This window comes from Acetivibrio ethanolgignens (assembly GCF_001461035.1).
Lineage (GTDB): Bacteria > Bacillota > Clostridia > Lachnospirales > Lachnospiraceae > Velocimicrobium > Velocimicrobium ethanolgignens.
This window is the reverse complement of the sequence record NZ_LNAM01000159.1, coordinates 1-15,738: the sequence shown is the minus strand read 5'-3', so window position 1 is coordinate 15,738 and position 15,738 is coordinate 1. Positions and strand designations below refer to the sequence as shown.

18 protein-coding genes and 1 tRNA gene are annotated in these 15,738 nt (G+C 36.9%); 18 read left to right on the top strand and 1 reads right to left on the bottom strand.

Annotated elements, in window-relative coordinates; genetic code table 11:
- Window positions 1-2: 2 nt before the first annotated feature.
- The 5 genes from jag (at window position 3) to ASU35_RS10250 (ending at window position 5,428) form a co-directional block, all read left to right on the top strand.
- Entirely contained in the window at window positions 3-860 is an 858-nt protein-coding gene (jag, locus tag ASU35_RS10270; protein ID WP_058352932.1) for an RNA-binding cell elongation regulator Jag/EloR, read from the top strand.
- Window positions 861-926: 66 nt separating this feature from the next.
- Window positions 927-2,303, top strand: coding sequence for a tRNA uridine-5-carboxymethylaminomethyl(34) synthesis GTPase MnmE (gene mnmE / locus ASU35_RS10265; RefSeq protein ID WP_083504246.1), 1,377 nt, complete (start codon window positions 927-929; stop codon window positions 2,301-2,303).
- An 11-nt stretch (window positions 2,304-2,314) separates the two neighbouring features.
- Window positions 2,315-4,204 carry a tRNA uridine-5-carboxymethylaminomethyl(34) synthesis enzyme MnmG gene (gene mnmG, locus ASU35_RS10260; RefSeq protein ID WP_058352931.1) on the top strand — a complete coding sequence of 630 codons (1,890 nt, stop codon included), beginning with the start codon at window positions 2,315-2,317 and terminating at the stop codon, window positions 4,202-4,204.
- 25 nt (window positions 4,205-4,229) lie between these two features.
- Window positions 4,230-4,952, top strand: coding sequence for a 16S rRNA (guanine(527)-N(7))-methyltransferase RsmG (rsmG, locus tag ASU35_RS10255; RefSeq protein ID WP_058352930.1), 723 nt, complete (start codon window positions 4,230-4,232; stop codon window positions 4,950-4,952).
- A gap of 11 nt (window positions 4,953-4,963) precedes the next feature.
- Window positions 4,964-5,428 carry a GNAT family N-acetyltransferase gene (locus ASU35_RS10250; RefSeq protein WP_058352929.1) on the top strand — a complete coding sequence of 155 codons (465 nt, stop codon included), beginning with the start codon at window positions 4,964-4,966 and terminating at the stop codon, window positions 5,426-5,428.
- Window positions 5,429-5,487: 59 nt separating this feature from the next.
- Here ASU35_RS10250 and ASU35_RS10245 read toward each other — a convergent pair whose 3' ends face one another.
- Window positions 5,488-6,441 carry an alpha/beta fold hydrolase gene (locus ASU35_RS10245; RefSeq protein WP_058352928.1) on the bottom strand — a complete coding sequence of 318 codons (954 nt, stop codon included), beginning with the start codon at window positions 6,439-6,441 and terminating at the stop codon, window positions 5,488-5,490.
- A gap of 169 nt (window positions 6,442-6,610) precedes the next feature.
- Between ASU35_RS10245 and ASU35_RS10240 the strand changes: the two genes are divergently transcribed.
- The 13 genes from ASU35_RS10240 (at window position 6,611) to ASU35_RS20610 (ending at window position 15,586) form a co-directional block, all read left to right on the top strand.
- Window positions 6,611-7,318, top strand: a complete 708-nt coding sequence (locus ASU35_RS10240; protein WP_058352927.1) for a sensor histidine kinase — start codon at window positions 6,611-6,613, stop codon at window positions 7,316-7,318.
- A gap of 1 nt (window position 7,319) precedes the next feature.
- A complete protein-coding gene (locus ASU35_RS10235) occupies window positions 7,320-7,958 on the top strand; it encodes a response regulator (RefSeq protein ID WP_058352926.1) in 639 nt (212 codons plus the stop codon).
- A gap of 209 nt (window positions 7,959-8,167) precedes the next feature.
- On the top strand, window positions 8,168-8,944 hold the full coding sequence (locus ASU35_RS10230; RefSeq protein WP_058352925.1) for a ParA family protein: 777 nt from the start codon (window positions 8,168-8,170) through the stop codon (window positions 8,942-8,944).
- Complete coding sequence (locus ASU35_RS10225) at window positions 8,938-9,831, top strand: ParB/RepB/Spo0J family partition protein (RefSeq protein ID WP_058352924.1); 894 nt, start codon at window positions 8,938-8,940, stop codon at window positions 9,829-9,831. Before ASU35_RS10230 ends, ASU35_RS10225 begins: the two co-directional genes overlap by 7 nt.
- A 13-nt stretch (window positions 9,832-9,844) precedes the next feature.
- Window positions 9,845-10,348 carry a DUF4446 family protein gene (locus tag ASU35_RS10220; RefSeq protein ID WP_058352923.1) on the top strand — a complete coding sequence of 168 codons (504 nt, stop codon included), beginning with the start codon at window positions 9,845-9,847 and terminating at the stop codon, window positions 10,346-10,348.
- A 38-nt stretch (window positions 10,349-10,386) separates the two neighbouring features.
- On the top strand, window positions 10,387-11,406 hold the full coding sequence (locus tag ASU35_RS10215) for an HD-GYP domain-containing protein (RefSeq protein ID WP_172794630.1): 1,020 nt from the start codon (window positions 10,387-10,389) through the stop codon (window positions 11,404-11,406).
- A gap of 62 nt (window positions 11,407-11,468) precedes the next feature.
- Window positions 11,469-12,746, top strand: coding sequence for a serine--tRNA ligase (gene serS / locus ASU35_RS10210; RefSeq protein WP_058352921.1), 1,278 nt, complete (start codon window positions 11,469-11,471; stop codon window positions 12,744-12,746).
- A 43-nt stretch (window positions 12,747-12,789) separates the two neighbouring features.
- Window positions 12,790-13,671 carry a DUF3881 family protein gene (locus ASU35_RS10205; RefSeq protein WP_058352945.1) on the top strand — a complete coding sequence of 294 codons (882 nt, stop codon included), beginning with the start codon at window positions 12,790-12,792 and terminating at the stop codon, window positions 13,669-13,671.
- Between the two features lie 132 nt (window positions 13,672-13,803).
- Window positions 13,804-13,880: transfer RNA gene (locus tag ASU35_RS10200), tRNA-Arg, on the top strand.
- 413 nt (window positions 13,881-14,293) lie between these two features.
- Window positions 14,294-14,518, top strand: a complete 225-nt coding sequence (locus ASU35_RS10195; protein WP_058352920.1) for a hypothetical protein — start codon at window positions 14,294-14,296, stop codon at window positions 14,516-14,518.
- Between the two features lies 1 nt (window position 14,519).
- Window positions 14,520-14,717 carry a hypothetical protein gene (locus tag ASU35_RS10190; RefSeq protein ID WP_058352919.1) on the top strand — a complete coding sequence of 66 codons (198 nt, stop codon included), beginning with the start codon at window positions 14,520-14,522 and terminating at the stop codon, window positions 14,715-14,717.
- Window positions 14,707-15,123, top strand: a complete 417-nt coding sequence (locus ASU35_RS20615; protein WP_341416825.1) for a replication initiator protein A — start codon at window positions 14,707-14,709, stop codon at window positions 15,121-15,123. Before ASU35_RS10190 ends, ASU35_RS20615 begins: the two co-directional genes overlap by 11 nt.
- Window positions 15,124-15,148: 25 nt before the next feature.
- Window positions 15,149-15,586: a DUF6017 domain-containing protein gene (locus tag ASU35_RS20610; protein ID WP_341416823.1), complete on the top strand. Its 438-nt coding sequence runs from the start codon at window positions 15,149-15,151 to the stop codon at window positions 15,584-15,586.
- Window positions 15,587-15,738: the final 152 nt, after the last annotated feature.

The window sequence follows — 15,738 nt, the reverse complement described above, 5'->3', positions numbered from 1 at the left end:
AAATGAATGAATGGGTAGAGTTTTCAGCAAAAACAGTAGATGATGCTTTGACAGAGGCTTTAATTAAACTAGAGCTTACCAGTGATATGGTAGAATATGAAGTAATAGAGAGTGAAAAAGCAGGATTTTTAGGTATGTTTTCCAGACCAGCTAAGATTCGTGTAAGAAAAAAAGAAAAAAAAGCAGCTGAGCCTGTTAAAACAGCAAAAAAAGAACAGACGAAAGCAGAGAAAAAAGAATATTCTGAGAAAAAGGTTAAGACAGAAAGGCAGGAGAAACCGGAAGTAACTGGTGATGTTGAGGGTGCTGCTAAGAAGTTTTTAAATGATGTATTTAAGGCAATGAATATTGAGGCAGAGGTTACCGTAGTATATGATGCTTCTGAAGGTCAGGTATCGGTGAATATTGAAGGAGAAGATATGGGTATTCTGATTGGAAAAAGAGGACAAACTCTTGATTCTTTACAATATTTAACTAGTCTTGTGGTAAATAAGGAAAGCAGTAGTTACTTAAAAGTCAAGGTAGATACAGAAAATTATCGTGAAAGAAGAAAAGAAACACTAGAAAATCTGGCAAAGAATATTTCCTACAAGGTAAAAAGAACGAAGAGAAGTGTTTCTTTAGAGCCAATGAATCCATACGAGAGAAGAATTATTCATTCTGCTCTTCAGAATGATAAATATGTGGAAACTCACAGTGAAGGCGAGGAGCCATATAGAAGAGTTGTTGTTACATTAAAAAAAGGATACAGAGATTACCAGGGCCGCAGTAATCATGGAAAAAGCTCCTATAGTAACAACAGAGGCGGTTATCGGAAAAACTTTACCTCTGATGAAGAGGTAAAAATGACAGAGGAATAGGTAACGAAAAGGGGCTGTTATTTACAGCCCCTTATTGCTATTTTAGAGATAGAAGGAGAGAAAAAAGTGAGGACAGATACAATTGCAGCGATTGCTACAGCTATGAGTAATGCAGGTATCAGTATAGTAAGAATGAGCGGTATGGATGCAATTTCCATTGCTGACAGGCTGTATCGTTCTCCAAAAGGAAATAAAAGATTAGCTGATCAGTTATCGCATACCATACATTATGGTTATATTTATGATGGAGAAGAGATGATTGATGAGGTTATGGTTCTTATTATGAAAGGGCCAAGCAGCTATACTAGAGAAGATGTTATAGAAATTGACTGCCATGGCGGTATTGTTGTGACAAAGAAAATACTGGAGCTTTTGATTAAAAATGGTGCAAGACCGGCAGAGCCAGGAGAGTTTACAAAGAGAGCCTTTTTAAATGGAAGAATTGATCTTTCCCAGGCGGAAGCTGTTATAGATATTATTAATGCTAAAAGTGATATGGCTTTAAAGTCCTCAGTTTCTCAGTTAAAAGGAAGTGTTCTGGAGAAGGTAAGAAATATAAGAAAAAATATTATTCATGATATTGCTTTTATTGAAGCTGCCTTAGATGACCCTGAACATATTGAAATTGATGGCTTTGGAGAGGAACTTTTAGAAAGGGTAGAAAATAATCAAAAAGAAATTTCAAGGCTTCTAAGTACGGCAGATAATGGAAGAATTATGAAGGAAGGAATTAAAACCGTTATTGTAGGTAAGCCAAATGCTGGAAAATCTTCACTTTTAAATGTTTTGTTAGGTGAAGAACGTGCAATTGTAACAGAGATTGAGGGAACGACCAGAGATACTCTGGAGGAAAGTATTTATCTGGGAGACATTATTCTAAATCTGGTGGATACAGCAGGTATCCGTGTTACGGAGGATTATGTGGAGGGCCTTGGAGTTGAAAAGGCAAGGGCTTCTGCAAAGGATGCTGATTTAATTATTTATGTGGTTGATGGAACAAGGCAGCTGGATGAAAATGACAGAGAAATTATTTCTCTGATTAAAGCTAAAAAAGCAATTGTACTTTTAAATAAAATAGATCTGGAATCCGTGATTTCAAAGGAGGATCTGGAAAAGGAAGTAAATCAGCCGGTTCTTTTGATATCTGCAAAAGAGGAGCTGGGACTTTCCAGGCTAGAAGAAAAGATAAAAGAAATGTTTTTCCAAGGAGAGCTTAAATTTAATGATGAAATTTATATTACGAATATGAGACATAAATCTGCATTAATGGAGACATCAGAAAGCCTTTCCAAAGTGAAGGAAAGCATTGAAGCTTCCATGCCTGAGGATTTTTATTCTATTGATCTTATGAATGCTTATGAGTCACTGGGTACGATTATAGGAGAATCCGTTGGTGAAGATTTGATAAATACCATTTTCAGTGAATTTTGTATGGGAAAATAGGAGGATAAGACATGTCTTACACATATGAAAGCTATGATGCTGTTGTTGTAGGGGCCGGACATGCAGGATGTGAAGCAGCCTTGGCTTTGGCAAGGCTTGGCATGAATACAATCATGTTTACTGTCAGTATGGACAGTGTTGCCCTGATGCCATGTAATCCGAATATCGGAGGAAGCTCCAAGGGTCATCTGGTGCGGGAAATAGATGCTCTTGGCGGTGAAATGGGTAAAAATATAGATAAAACCTTTATTCAGTCTAAGATGTTAAATCAGTCTAAGGGTCCTGCTGTTCATTCGTTGCGGGCACAGGCAGATAAGCAGGATTATACAGGGGAAATGCGTAGAGTCATGGAAAATACAGAACATCTGACTCTTCGACAGGATGAGGTGGAAAAGCTTATAGTAGAGAATAATAAAATTACCGGAGTTTTAACCTCCTCTGGTGCAGTTTATCCATGCAAGGCTGTTATTCTTTGTACTGGTGTATACCTGAAGGCAAGATGTGTTTACGGTGATGTAAGCCGTTATACCGGACCAAATGGTCTGTCAGCAGCAAATCATCTTTCTGAGTCTTTAAAGGAATTGGGAATTGAGCTTTATCGTTTTAAAACGGGAACACCGGCACGAATTGATAAGAGAAGCATTGATTTTTCTAAAATGGAGGAGCAAAAGGGAGATGAAAAAATAGTTCCATTTTCCTTTACCAACCGGCCGGAGGACTTAGAGAGAGAGCAGATTTCCTGCTGGCTTACCTATACGAATGAAAAAACACATCAGATTATAAGGGATAATCTGGATCGTTCTCCCTTATATTCAGGAAACATCCAGGGAACTGGGCCAAGATACTGTCCGTCTATAGAAGACAAGGTAGTCCGTTTTGCAGATAAGAACCGTCATCAGGTATTTATTGAACCAGAGGGTAATTATACCAATGAAATGTATATCGGAGGTATGTCAAGCTCTCTTCCGGAGGATGTACAGGTAGAGATGTATCGTTCTGTAGCTGGACTAGAAAATGCTAAAATTGTAAGAAATGCTTATGCAATCGAATATGACTGTATTAATGCAACTCAATTAAAACCAAGTCTGGAGTTTAAAAACATTTCGGGGCTTTTTAGTGCAGGGCAGTTTAATGGAAGCTCGGGCTATGAAGAGGCGGCAGCCCAGGGGCTGATTGCAGGAATCAACGCAGCCAGAAAGCTTACCGGTAAGGAGCCTTTGATTTTAGATCGTTCGGAGGCTTATATTGGTGTATTAATTGATGATCTGGTAACAAAGGAAACCCATGAGCCCTACCGTATGATGACCTCAAGAGCAGAATATCGTCTGATTTTAAGACAGGATAATGCAGATCTTCGTTTGACAAAAAAAGGCTATGAAATTGGTTTGATTAGTGAAGAAAGATACCAGCATTTACTGGAAAAGGAAAATCAGATTAAAGAAGAAGTTGAGCGTCTCCTGCATACCAGTGTAGGAGCTTCTAAAGAGGTTCAGACTGTTTTAGAGGAATTGGGAACCACACCTTTAAATTCAGGTGCAACTCTGGCAGAGCTGATTCGCCGTCCAGAGCTTTCTTATCAGGATATAGCGCCAATTGATAAAAACAGAAAGCCATTATCTGATGAAGTAATTGAACAGGTAAATATTAATTTAAAGTATGAGGGTTATATCAATCGTCAGTTAAAACAGGTAGAGCAGTTTAAAAAGCTAGAAAATAAAAAGATACCGGAAAATCTGGATTATGATGATGTATATAGTCTTAGAATTGAAGCAAGACAGAAATTAAAGGCAATCCGTCCACATTCCGTGGGACAGGCCTCTCGTATTTCCGGTGTATCTCCGGCAGATATTTCCGTACTTTTAGTGTATCTGGAGCAGCTGCGGGGAAGAAAACCACAATAATGGTTAGGTGGAGAAAGGTGTATACATGAAGCAGAAAAAGATGCTGAAAGAGGCTATGAAAAGCCTAAATATTGAATTAGATGATAAAAAATGTGGACAACTGATCCGATATTATGAGATGCTTGTGGAAAAAAATAAGGTTATGAATCTGACAGCTATTACAGAATTTGATGAAGTAGTAGTAAAACATTTTGTGGATAGTGCTGCTTTAGTAAAAATTTTTAATCTGGAAGGAAAAAAACTTAAGGTCCTGGATATGGGAACTGGTGCAGGATTTCCAGGAATTCCATTGAAAATTCTGTTTCCAGAGCTTCAGTTGATTTTACTTGATTCTTTAAATAAAAGAATTAACTTTTTAAAAGAAGTTATTTCAGAGCTTTCATTAACTGATATTGAAGCAATTCATGGAAGAGCAGAGGAATTTGGAAGGAAAGAAGGCTTCCGGGAAGGCTTTGATTTGTGTGTATCCAGAGCGGTAGCAAATCTGGCAACCTTATCTGAGTATTGTATACCTTATGTAAAAACAGGTGGATATTTTATACCTTATAAATCTGGTAATATTGAAGAAGAATTAGCTGCTTCTCAAAAGGCAATTAAAGTGTTGGGAGCTTGTGTAGAGGAGATACAGGAATTTAACCTGCCAGGCTCGGATATTGGAAGATCCTTTATGAAAATAAAAAAGCTGGAAAAAACAAAAGAGAAATATCCAAGAATGGGAGGAAAGCCTTCCAAGGAACCAATAAAATAAAGGAGAAGAATATGATAGTTAAGGGTGTTTATCTGAATGGTGAAAATGATTTAGGGGATGCATTTGAAATTCGTAGAAAGGTATTTATAGAAGAACAGGGAGTACCTGAGGAATTAGAGCTGGATGAAATGGATGCTTATGCAATTCATGCCTTAATTTATGTGGAAGGCAAGGCAGTGGCTACCGGCCGCATTATCTATGATGGATATACCTATAAAATAGGCAGAGTTGCAGTTTTAAAAGAAGAGCGCGGCAAACAGTATGGGGATTTTATTATGCGAATGCTAATTGATAAGGCATTTTTGCATGGAGCAGAGGAAGTAATTTTAGGTGCACAGCTTACAGCCGTTGGTTTCTATGAAAAGCTGGGTTTTGAAAAATATGGGGAAGTTTTTGATGATGCAGGAATTCCACATATTCATATGAAGCTGAAGAGGGAAAATTTGTGTAAAAAGTGTAGCTGTGGTGAAAAATAGAAATGGAAAAGAAAATCCTGGGATTGTAGAGCAATCTCAGGATTTTTTGTGTGATAGATTTATTTAAGATAAATCTCCAAATTTTCATAGAACTGTTGTGGAAATTCTAGCTGAGGAAGATAGCCACAACCCTTTAATGAAACAGCTTCTATGGATAGATTATAATTTTGATATTGTGCTATCGTATTTTTTATTTTAGGAACAGCTTCTCCAGCAAAAATAATAACATTATGGTTAATTTTTTTCAGGGCTATAGCTGCTGAAGTGTTAGTGTACCGGCAACGGATACTGGAATATAAGTATTTGGCAGAGCTGCCACCTAAATGGGCCGCTTCGTGGTACGCATCAATGTATTTTTCCGGAGCCTTAGTCCGGCTACCGAAATAGCGGCATTCAAATTCTTCCTCTATCATATTACGGGCAACAGCAGTGTTATAAATAAATGTGCCGATAATCGGTATATTTAAGAGAAACTGTAATGCTTTATGCTTATATTTCGGATACTTTCCTGTATCTGTAAGATTGTCAGGATTTACTAAAATTATATTATTAAAAAGGCTTCCATCAATAGAGCAGGCCATCAATACAGACTGGGCGGCATGGCCAGTAACAACAATATCAGTGGGTTCCTTGATAATCTGCTTACAAAAATCTAATAATAGCTGTACATAAAGGTAACTTGTATAAGTCATTCTTGGTTTATCGGAACGGCCGCAGCCTAATAGATCAAGAGTATAAACGGTGTGATTTTTTTTCAGCCTGTGGACAACCTCTTTCCATTCATAATCGGAAGAAATTGGATTTAAATCATGAATCAAAAGAAGGGGGCTGCCTTCTCCTTGTTTTGTATAAAAGATTTTACCAAACCGCCAGGCATAATAATTTCCATGGTTGGAAAAAAGAGTTTCTTTTATCGTTGCGGTGAAGAAGAGAAGCTTATTTAAAATGTATAGTATAAGTGTTGCAAGTGCGGTAATAACAGCTGCTAAGGTTAGCTTCTTTTTTTTATTCAAACAAATCCCTCCATTTTCGGTTTATATTACTATTATATGTTAAAAAGACAAGTCTTACAATTTATTTTTTCTTTTTGTAGTAAAAAATGTGAAATTAGCGGAAGGGTTTTACAAAAGGAAATATTTGTATTATAATAGAGGGTATAGTAATACAAGGAAATGGTGTAAAATGGAGAAAAAAGCGGGTAGTTTTGAAAAAGAGCAGAATATTAAAAATATAGAAAATAGTAAACTTTATCTACTGGAAATTCAGGAAATGGAACAGAAGCGAATTTCTAATGAGCTCCATGATACTACAGTACAAAATCTTACAATGCTGATACATAAAGCAGAATTATGTAAACAGCTTGCAGATCGTGATATTGTACAGACAAAACTGGAGTTACAAATGATGAAAGAAACGCTCCGCAAAACAATTCAGGAATTAAGAAATATTATTTTTAATCTTCGCCCTATGTCTGTAGATGACCTTGGCCTAGTAGAAACTATCGAAAGATTTATTACTCAGAGGGAATTTGAAGATGATTCAATGAATATAACTTTTGAAGTTACAGGCAAGGAACCAAAAGGAATAAAATCTATTATTACAATGACTCTTTTTCGAGTTATTCAGGAATTATATAACAATGCAAAAAAGCATGCTAGATGCAAGGAATTTGAAATATGTATCAGCTTTGATGCAGAAAAAATTGAAATTAAAGTTTCTGATGATGGTATGGGCTTTGAACTGGAATCGATATCTTTAAATAGAAAAAACTTTGGACTTTTAATTATAAGAGAAAGAGTCTCTTTGCTTTCGGGTAAAATAAAAATTGACACAGAAAAAGGAAAGGGAACTAGTGTTTTGGTAGAGGTTCCGATAGAAAGGGAGGAATAATATGCCAATAAATATTGCGATTGTAGATGATCATTCCATGATAAGAGAGGGACTGAAACAATTATTGGAATTAGATGGTGAAGTAAAGGTGATTGCAGAAGCAAATGATGGTGTAGAATGTATGGAAATGCTTCAGAAGCAGGTACCTGATATTTTACTATTAGATATTAATATGCCACAGATGAATGGTATACAAGTTTTAGAAATGATACAGATAGAAAAGATAAAAGTGAAAATTTTGATTCTTACGATACATAATGAAATAGAATACTTAATGAAAGCAGTAGAGATAGGTATTAATGGATATGTACTTAAGGATTCAGATATTTCTGTATTGAAAAAGGCAATCTATGCTATCAATAGAGGAGAATCGTATATAGAACCATCACTTACTCCTTATTTTAATAAAAAATTAGAAAAGAAAAAAGAAAGGAGACTTGATTCCTTAAGCAAGAGAGAAATACAGGTTTTGGAACTGATAGCAGAAGGAAATTTTAATAAAGAAATAGCAGAAAAATTGTTCATAAGTGAAAAAACAGTAAAGAATCATGTGTCAAGTATTTTTAAGAAAATCGATGTATCTGATAGAACGCAAGCAGCTATTTATGCAATAAAGAATGGAATTGTAGAACTAAGATAAAATAAAAAAGAGATTTTAAAATGTTTCACATGAAACCTTTTAAAATCCCTTTTTTTATTTCTCCACATGTGGTATAATATTCACGAATGCATTGAGCAGTGCAAAAATTTGTACATATCACAGCTTGTGGTTGTAGGAAGCTGTGAATATGTGCTTTATAAGGCGAAAGCCCATGAGCGAAAAGTAAAGCAAAGGATGGGAGGATTATTATGAGCAGAATTATTGCAATAGCCAACCAGAAAGGTGGCGTAGGAAAAACAACTACTGCAATTAATCTTTCTGCATGTTTAGCTGAAAAACAAAAGAAGGTTTTAACAATAGACGTAGATCCACAAGGAAATACTTCCAGTGGACTTGGTATTGATAAAAATCAAGTTGAAAATACAATCTACGAGCTGATAATTGGTGAAGCAACAATTCAGGAATGTATACAGCAAAGCCGGTTTGAAAACTTATCTATTCTTCCATCTAATGTTAATTTAGCAGGAGCAGAAATTGAATTAATTGGAATTGAAGAAAAGGAATTTATATTAAAAAGAGCAGTAGATGAAATTAAGACAGAGTATGATTATATTATTATTGATTGTCCACCATCATTAAATACCTTAACGGTAAATGCAATGACAACAGCAAATACAGTTTTAGTTCCTATTCAGTGTGAATATTATGCACTGGAGGGATTAAGCCAGCTGATGCACACCATCAATTTAGTAAAAGAACGCCTGAATCCGGATTTGGAGTTAGAAGGTGTTGTATTTACTATGTATGATGCCAGAACTAATTTATCTTTACAGGTGGTTGAAAATGTAAAAGAAAATCTGCATCAAAACATTTATAAATCTATTATACCAAGAAGTGTGCGTTTAGCAGAAGCACCGAGTCATGGACTTCCAATTAATGTATATGATAGTAAATCTGTTGGAGCAGATGCCTATAGAGATTTAGCAGATGAAGTAATTGAAAGAGAGGACGACGATTTATGGTAGCAGCAAGTAATCGCGGATTGGGAAAAGGTCTTGGAAAGGGACTGGATTCTATGATTCCACCAGTAAAGGGAAAAACCGAAACAAAGGATAATGTTTCACATGAAACATTGATTGGTATTAATGAAATAGAGCCGAATAAGCTTCAGCCAAGAAAAAACTTTGACGAGGATGCATTGCATGAGCTTGCAGAGTCAATTAAACAGTATGGAATTATTCAACCTCTGGTTGTACAAAAAAAAGGAAAGTTTTATGAAATTATTGCTGGTGAAAGAAGATGGCGAGCTGCGAGACTTGCAGGTCTGAAGAAAGTGCCAGTTATTATAAAGGACTATACAGAGCAGGAAATCGTTGAGATTTCTATTATTGAGAATATCCAAAGAGAGGATTTAAATCCGATTGAAGAAGCTTTAGCATATCAGAGATTGATTGCAGAGTTTCATTTGAAACAGGATGAAGTAGCAGAAAGAGTTTCTAAAAGCCGTACAGCAGTTACCAATTCTATGCGTCTTTTAAAATTATCTGAAAAAGTACAAGAAATGTTGATTGAGGATATTATTTCTGCCGGTCACGCTCGTGCTTTGATTCCAATTGAGGACGAAGATCTGCAGCTGAATACAGCGATGAAAATCCTGGATGAACATCTAAGTGTTCGTGAAACGGAAAAATTAGTAAAGAAGCTTCTGACAAAAAAAGAAATATCCAAGGAAAAAGAAAAGAAAGAAGAAAATGATTTTATTTATCGTGATTTAGAAGAAAAGATGAAATCAATTATTGGGACAAAGGTTTCTATTGATAGAAAAACAAATGGAAAGGGAAAAATTTCTATAGAATATTATTCAAATGAAGAATTGGAAAGAATTACAGATTTACTCATGAGTGTAAAGTAGGAGGAAATAAGAAATGGAACTATTTGATATGATAGGAATTGATGCAGGATATGTTCTGATTGGAGCATTAGCAGCAATACTAATTTTGATGATTCTTATAATTGTACTTTTTGTAAAGCATAGTCGGATGGTTAAAAAATATCAGACTTTTATGGCTGGTGCAGATGGTAATTCATTAGAGCCTGTTATTATAAAGCGTTTTTCAGAGGTAGATACATTAAAAGAAAATATTGTTGAGATTAATGGGCGGTTAAAAATAATAGATAATACTTTATTGCATACTTATCAAAAAATGGCACTGATTAAATATGATGCTTTTCAGGAGATAGGAGGAAAATTAAGCTTTGTGCTTGCTCTTCTTACAGCTGATAATGATGGATGGATTATCAATGCTATGCATAGCAGTAGAGAAGGCTGCTATATTTATTCCAAAGATGTTATAAAGGGAGAATGTGCAGTTGTACTTTCTGAAGAAGAAAAACAAGCGTTAGAAGAAGCTAAAAGTAAGCATATATGAGAAGAATACATATAGATGCAATTCAAGGAAATGAAATTTTGGCAAAGACGATATATACAAATCTGGATACTGTTTTAATGCCAGAAGGAATGCGTTTACGAAAAGAATATATTTCCAGACTACAAAGCCTGAATATAGAATATATTTATGTTGAAGACGAAATCAGCAAGGGTGTAGAAACAGCTGAAATAACAGAAATGCAAATTAAAGATGAGTGTAAGGAAGTACTGAATGATACATGGGAGAGAATATCTTGCAATAGTGCAAAAAATTTGGCAGAAATTAAAGAAATAGCTGATCACATCATTGAGGATATGTTGGAGCGTCCTGAGATCATATTTTGTGTATCAGGAGTTAGAAATAAAAGTGAAATGTTGTATTCCCATTCGCTTAATGTTTGTGCTATGTCGGTTTTTTTAGCCATCCGCATGAAGCTTTCAAAAAAGAAGATTCAGGAGATTGCAGAGGGAAGTATTCTTCATGATATTGGTTTTATGAAAATTCCAGATACAATACGAGAAAAATCAGAGAGTGAGATGAATATAGCAGAAACACGGGAAATATTTTTGCATACAGCATATGGCTATGATTACGTGGAAAAGGAAAGGTGGGTAACAAAGGGTGCAAAAGAAATCGTACTGTATCATCATGAGCATCTTGATGGAACTGGATATCCTTTTCAACGGACAGCAGATAAGCTTAGCAAGGGATGCAGGATTGTAAATATCTGCGATACTTTTGATAGGATGGTATATGGAATTTATACAAAACGCTATAAGGTACATGAAGTAATTGAATATATTGTAGCAGAAGCAGGTCGGGCCTTTGACAGAGACATTGCAGCAGTATTTAACCAGTCTGTGGCTGCTTACCCAAACGGAACATTAGTTCGAACAAATAAAGGGGAGATTGGTATTGTTCTTCGACAAAATGAGAATTTTCCTACCAGGCCGGTTATCCGCATGATAAAGGATAAAGAAGGAAAAGATTATAAAGAGTGGAAAGAAAAAAATTTAGTAAAAGAATTGACACTTTTTATACAAGATACGATAGAGTAGCTTGCAAAAATAGAAAGAATGACTTATTATTAAAAAGAAAACAAAGAGAAAAGAGGTAAAATATGTTAGATTTAAAGTTTCTCAGAACAAACCAGGATATTGTAAGGCAGAATATCAAAAATAAATTTCAGGATGAAAAGCTTCCATTAGTTGATGAAGTCATCGAGCTAGATCTGGAGAGCAGAAAGACTCAGCAGGAGGCTGATAATTTACGGGCGAGCAGAAAGTCTCTTTCCAAACAGATTGGTGCATTGATGGCCCAGGGAAAGAAGGAAGAGGCAGAGAAAATGAAGGAGCAGGTAAACCAAAATGCAGACCGTCTGGCTGAGCTGGAGGCAAAAGAGGATGAGCTGCAGAAAAAGATTAAGAATATTATGATGATTATTCCAAATATCATTGATCCTAGTGTTCCGATTGGTAAGGATGACAGTGAGAATGTTGAGGTTCAAAAATATGGTGAGCCTTTTGTTCCTGATTTTGAGATTCCATATCATACGGATATTATGGAAAAATTAAATGGTATTGATCTTGACAGTGCAAGAAAGGTAGCTGGTAACGGTTTTTATTATCTGATGGGAGACATTGCAAGACTTCATTCTGCTGTTATCTCTTATGCAAGAGATTTTATGATTAACCGTGGTTTTACTTACTGTGTACCACCTTTTATGATTCGTAGTGACGTAGTTACTGGTGTTATGAGCTTTGCAGAGATGGATGCTATGATGTATAAGATTGAAGGTGAGGATTTATACCTGATTGGTACCAGTGAGCATTCCATGATTGGTAAATTTATTGATACAATTATTTCGGAGGAAAAGCTTCCTTATACACTGACGAGCTATTCTCCATGTTTCCGTAAGGAAAGGGGAGCTCATGGTATTGAGGAAAGAGGGGTTTATCGTATCCACCAGTTTGAAAAGCAGGAGATGATTGTTGTCTGCAGGCCAGAGGAGAGCCCAATGTGGTTTGATAAGCTGTGGCAGAATACCGTAGATTTATTTCGTTCTTTGGATATTCCTGTTCGTACTCTGGAGTGCTGCTCCGGTGATTTAGCTGATTTGAAGGTGAAATCCATCGATGTAGAGGCATGGTCTCCAAGACAGAAAAAGTATTTTGAGGTAGGAAGCTGCTCTAACCTTGGTGATGCACAGGCTAGAAGACTGAAAATCCGTGTTGTAGGAGAGAATGGAAAGTATTTTGCACATACACTTAACAATACTGTAGTAGCTCCACCAAGAATGTTAATTGCTTTCCTGGAGAATAATCTGAATGAAGATGGCTCTATCCGTATTCCAGAGGTTCTTCGTCCTTATATGGGCGGTATGGAGGTTATCAAATAGCAGCCATTTATAAATTAGAATATAGAAGGGCAGGTGTGTGATTATGCATAGTTATCTGCGGGCAGTTGGATTCAGCAATTTAAAGAACAGAAAAGAGCTGGATAAGATTATTGGTATAGTCATGGACCAGCCGATGCAGCTGAAAAAATATAAAATCAGCGAGACAGAAACTATGGCGGAGATGTATAAGCTGTTTGGAGAGCGGATGGGAATTGGAATTCGTGGAATTTATGATGAAAAAGGCTTTTTTTATCTGGAGCATTATTTTCCATTTTTGCTGGGGCAGGGTGTAACGGCAAAGGAAGATGTTTATATCAACAAAAGAATAGATACGGATGCTTATACAGGTATGTGTGATGATTTGCGGCTTGGTGTTTCTTTAATTTTCTATTTGCAGAATGCTATTGAGTATATGGAATGTAAGGGAATGAGAGATAGCAGCCGTATTGTGCCGCTGACTCTTTCCGGGCTTTCTACCGAAGGAAAGATACTTTTAGGTATTGAGGTAGATGAAAAGAAGAAAGAAACGATGACACAAGAAAAACAACAGCGGAATAAGCTGATTGCACAGGCAAAGGAAGGAAATCAGGAGGCCATTGATAGTCTTACAATAGAGGAAATAGATACCTACGCCATGATTTCAAGAAGAGCCAGAAATGAAGATATTTATTCTATTGTAGATAATTCTTTTATTCCCTATGGTTCGGAGTCAGATAACTACTCTATTTTAGGGACAATTTTGAATTGGACCAGTTCGGTCAATCCTTATACAGAGGAGACGGTATATGAACTGTATCTTTCCTGTAATGATATGGACTATGTTATTTGTATTAATAAGGCAGACTTGCAGGGAGAACCACAGGTAGGACGTCGTTTTAAGGGAAGTATATGGATGCAGGGAAGAGTTGATTTTACACAGCTGTAATTGTAACTTTAGACTTGACTATCTGGCACAGATAACATATAATTATATTTGTGCCGGATACGGCCACCGGAGAAAATTGAATAAGGGATTGCAGTTCGACTTTCGTCGGGCTATAATCATAGATGACCATACGTCGCTATAGCTCAGTTGGATAGAGCGACCGCCTCCTAAGCGGTAGGCCGGAGGTTCAAATCCTCTTAGCGACGCCAGCAAACAACGCCGAAAGCCTTTGTTTTCAAGGACTTTCGGCTTTTTTTAACAAATTCCTGTGTGATTGCGGAGACGAAATAATGTTTTCAAATTTTACTGCAAATTGTGAGTTTTGACAAGTCCTCAAAAATCGAACTGCTGTGATAAGACAAAAATTTCTGCTAATCATTAGCAGAAAAAGGGCCGTTTTTGCTAATGAAAATGCCCTTCCAGCTAATTAGGCGAAAAATCGTGCTAAAAACCTTGCTAATACAAAAGGCGGATGTTTCGAGTGCTAAGCCGTTATAAGAAATAAAATTGAATATTACCATGTACATAGAGCGTCTATTTGCCCCTGTATCGGGGATGGATAGACGCTCTTTTTTTATGCCCAAAATTCATGGGTAAATCTTAAAGATTGGAGGTTTGATTTTTGAGTAAGATCGTCTATTCCCCAGACAAGCCAAACGACTGCCGTTACTGCCATTTCTGGAAAAACAATAAAAAGGGCTGCTGTCTGGGCGAAGAAAATTGTTACTACTTAATCTCCGTACCCCCAAAGCCGAAGTCGGAATGTGAAGGCTGTCCTTATGGGCGGTATCATCCCTGCATCGGCTGGTGTACCAGGAAGATTATGAAGGAAGTGGGGGTGCGTTGATATGTATGAGTATGAATACAATCGCCGTGATAAGCCGAAGTGCTGCAAAGACTGTGAGAATTATCAGCCACGATGGAAGTACCGCTTCTGCTTTTTTGCCCGCTGTCCGTACAAGCTGAAGGATACGACTTTCCGCAGAACCCCTCTGAAAAAGGAGTATTTCCCGCAGAAAGAGGTGGTGAGAATGAGTGACGTATGATTATTTCTATGGTCAGCAAGCGGAGATGTTCACATTCTACCGTGTTCCAAAGGTGTTGTTCACCGAGGATTGCTTTTGGAATGTATCAACCGATGCCAAGCTGCTTTATGGTATTCTGCTTGACCGCATGAACCTGTCAGCTCGGAATGGTTGGTTGGACGAGGAAGGCCGTGTCTATATCATCTTCACCATTGAAGAAATCAAAGGGGCGTTAGGCTGTGCCGAAAAGAAAGCGGTGAAGCTGCTGGATGAGCTGGAAAAGAAATGCGGTCTGATAGAACGCAAGCGACAGGGACTTGGGAAACCGAACCTGATCTATGTAAAGAACTTCATTTCCGGTTCTGTGGAAAGACAATTCTTGAATTGTCAAAAACACAATTCAGGAACTGTCAAAAGGACAAGGTAATAATACTGATATTAAATATATTGATTTGAGTGATACTGATCCTTTCTTTTCTTCCGGTTTTTGTGGAAAGGAAGTCGATGGGACTGACGAATTTACCCGATATTATCAGTATTTTTATGAACAGCTTTCCATGGACTATCTGAAACAGGATTATCCGTATGACCATGAGATACTCGATTTGATACTACATCTGATTGTTGAGGTCATGTGCAGCAATCGTCAGAAAATCCGGATTGCCAGTGATGATAAGCCGATTGAAATTGTCAAAAGCAGTTTTATGAAGCTGGATTCTGAACACATCAGATTTGTAATGAGTTCTTTCAAAGAGAACACAACCGATGTTCGCAATATCAAGCAGTATTTACTTGCTTCGATATACAATGCCCCCTACACCATAAGCGCCCACTATGACGCAAAGGTAAGGCATGATATGGCTTCGGGGAAACTTGGAGGGAGGTGGTAAACATGAAGCGCACACATGAAAGAATGCGAGGTGATGAATTTTGGCGAAAAAAGCGACAGTTATCGCCGTAGTCAACCAGAAAGGCGGCACGGATTATGAAAAGTAAGCTATTATGAAAAGTTGAGTCCATACTTTATTGGATTTCTTATAGT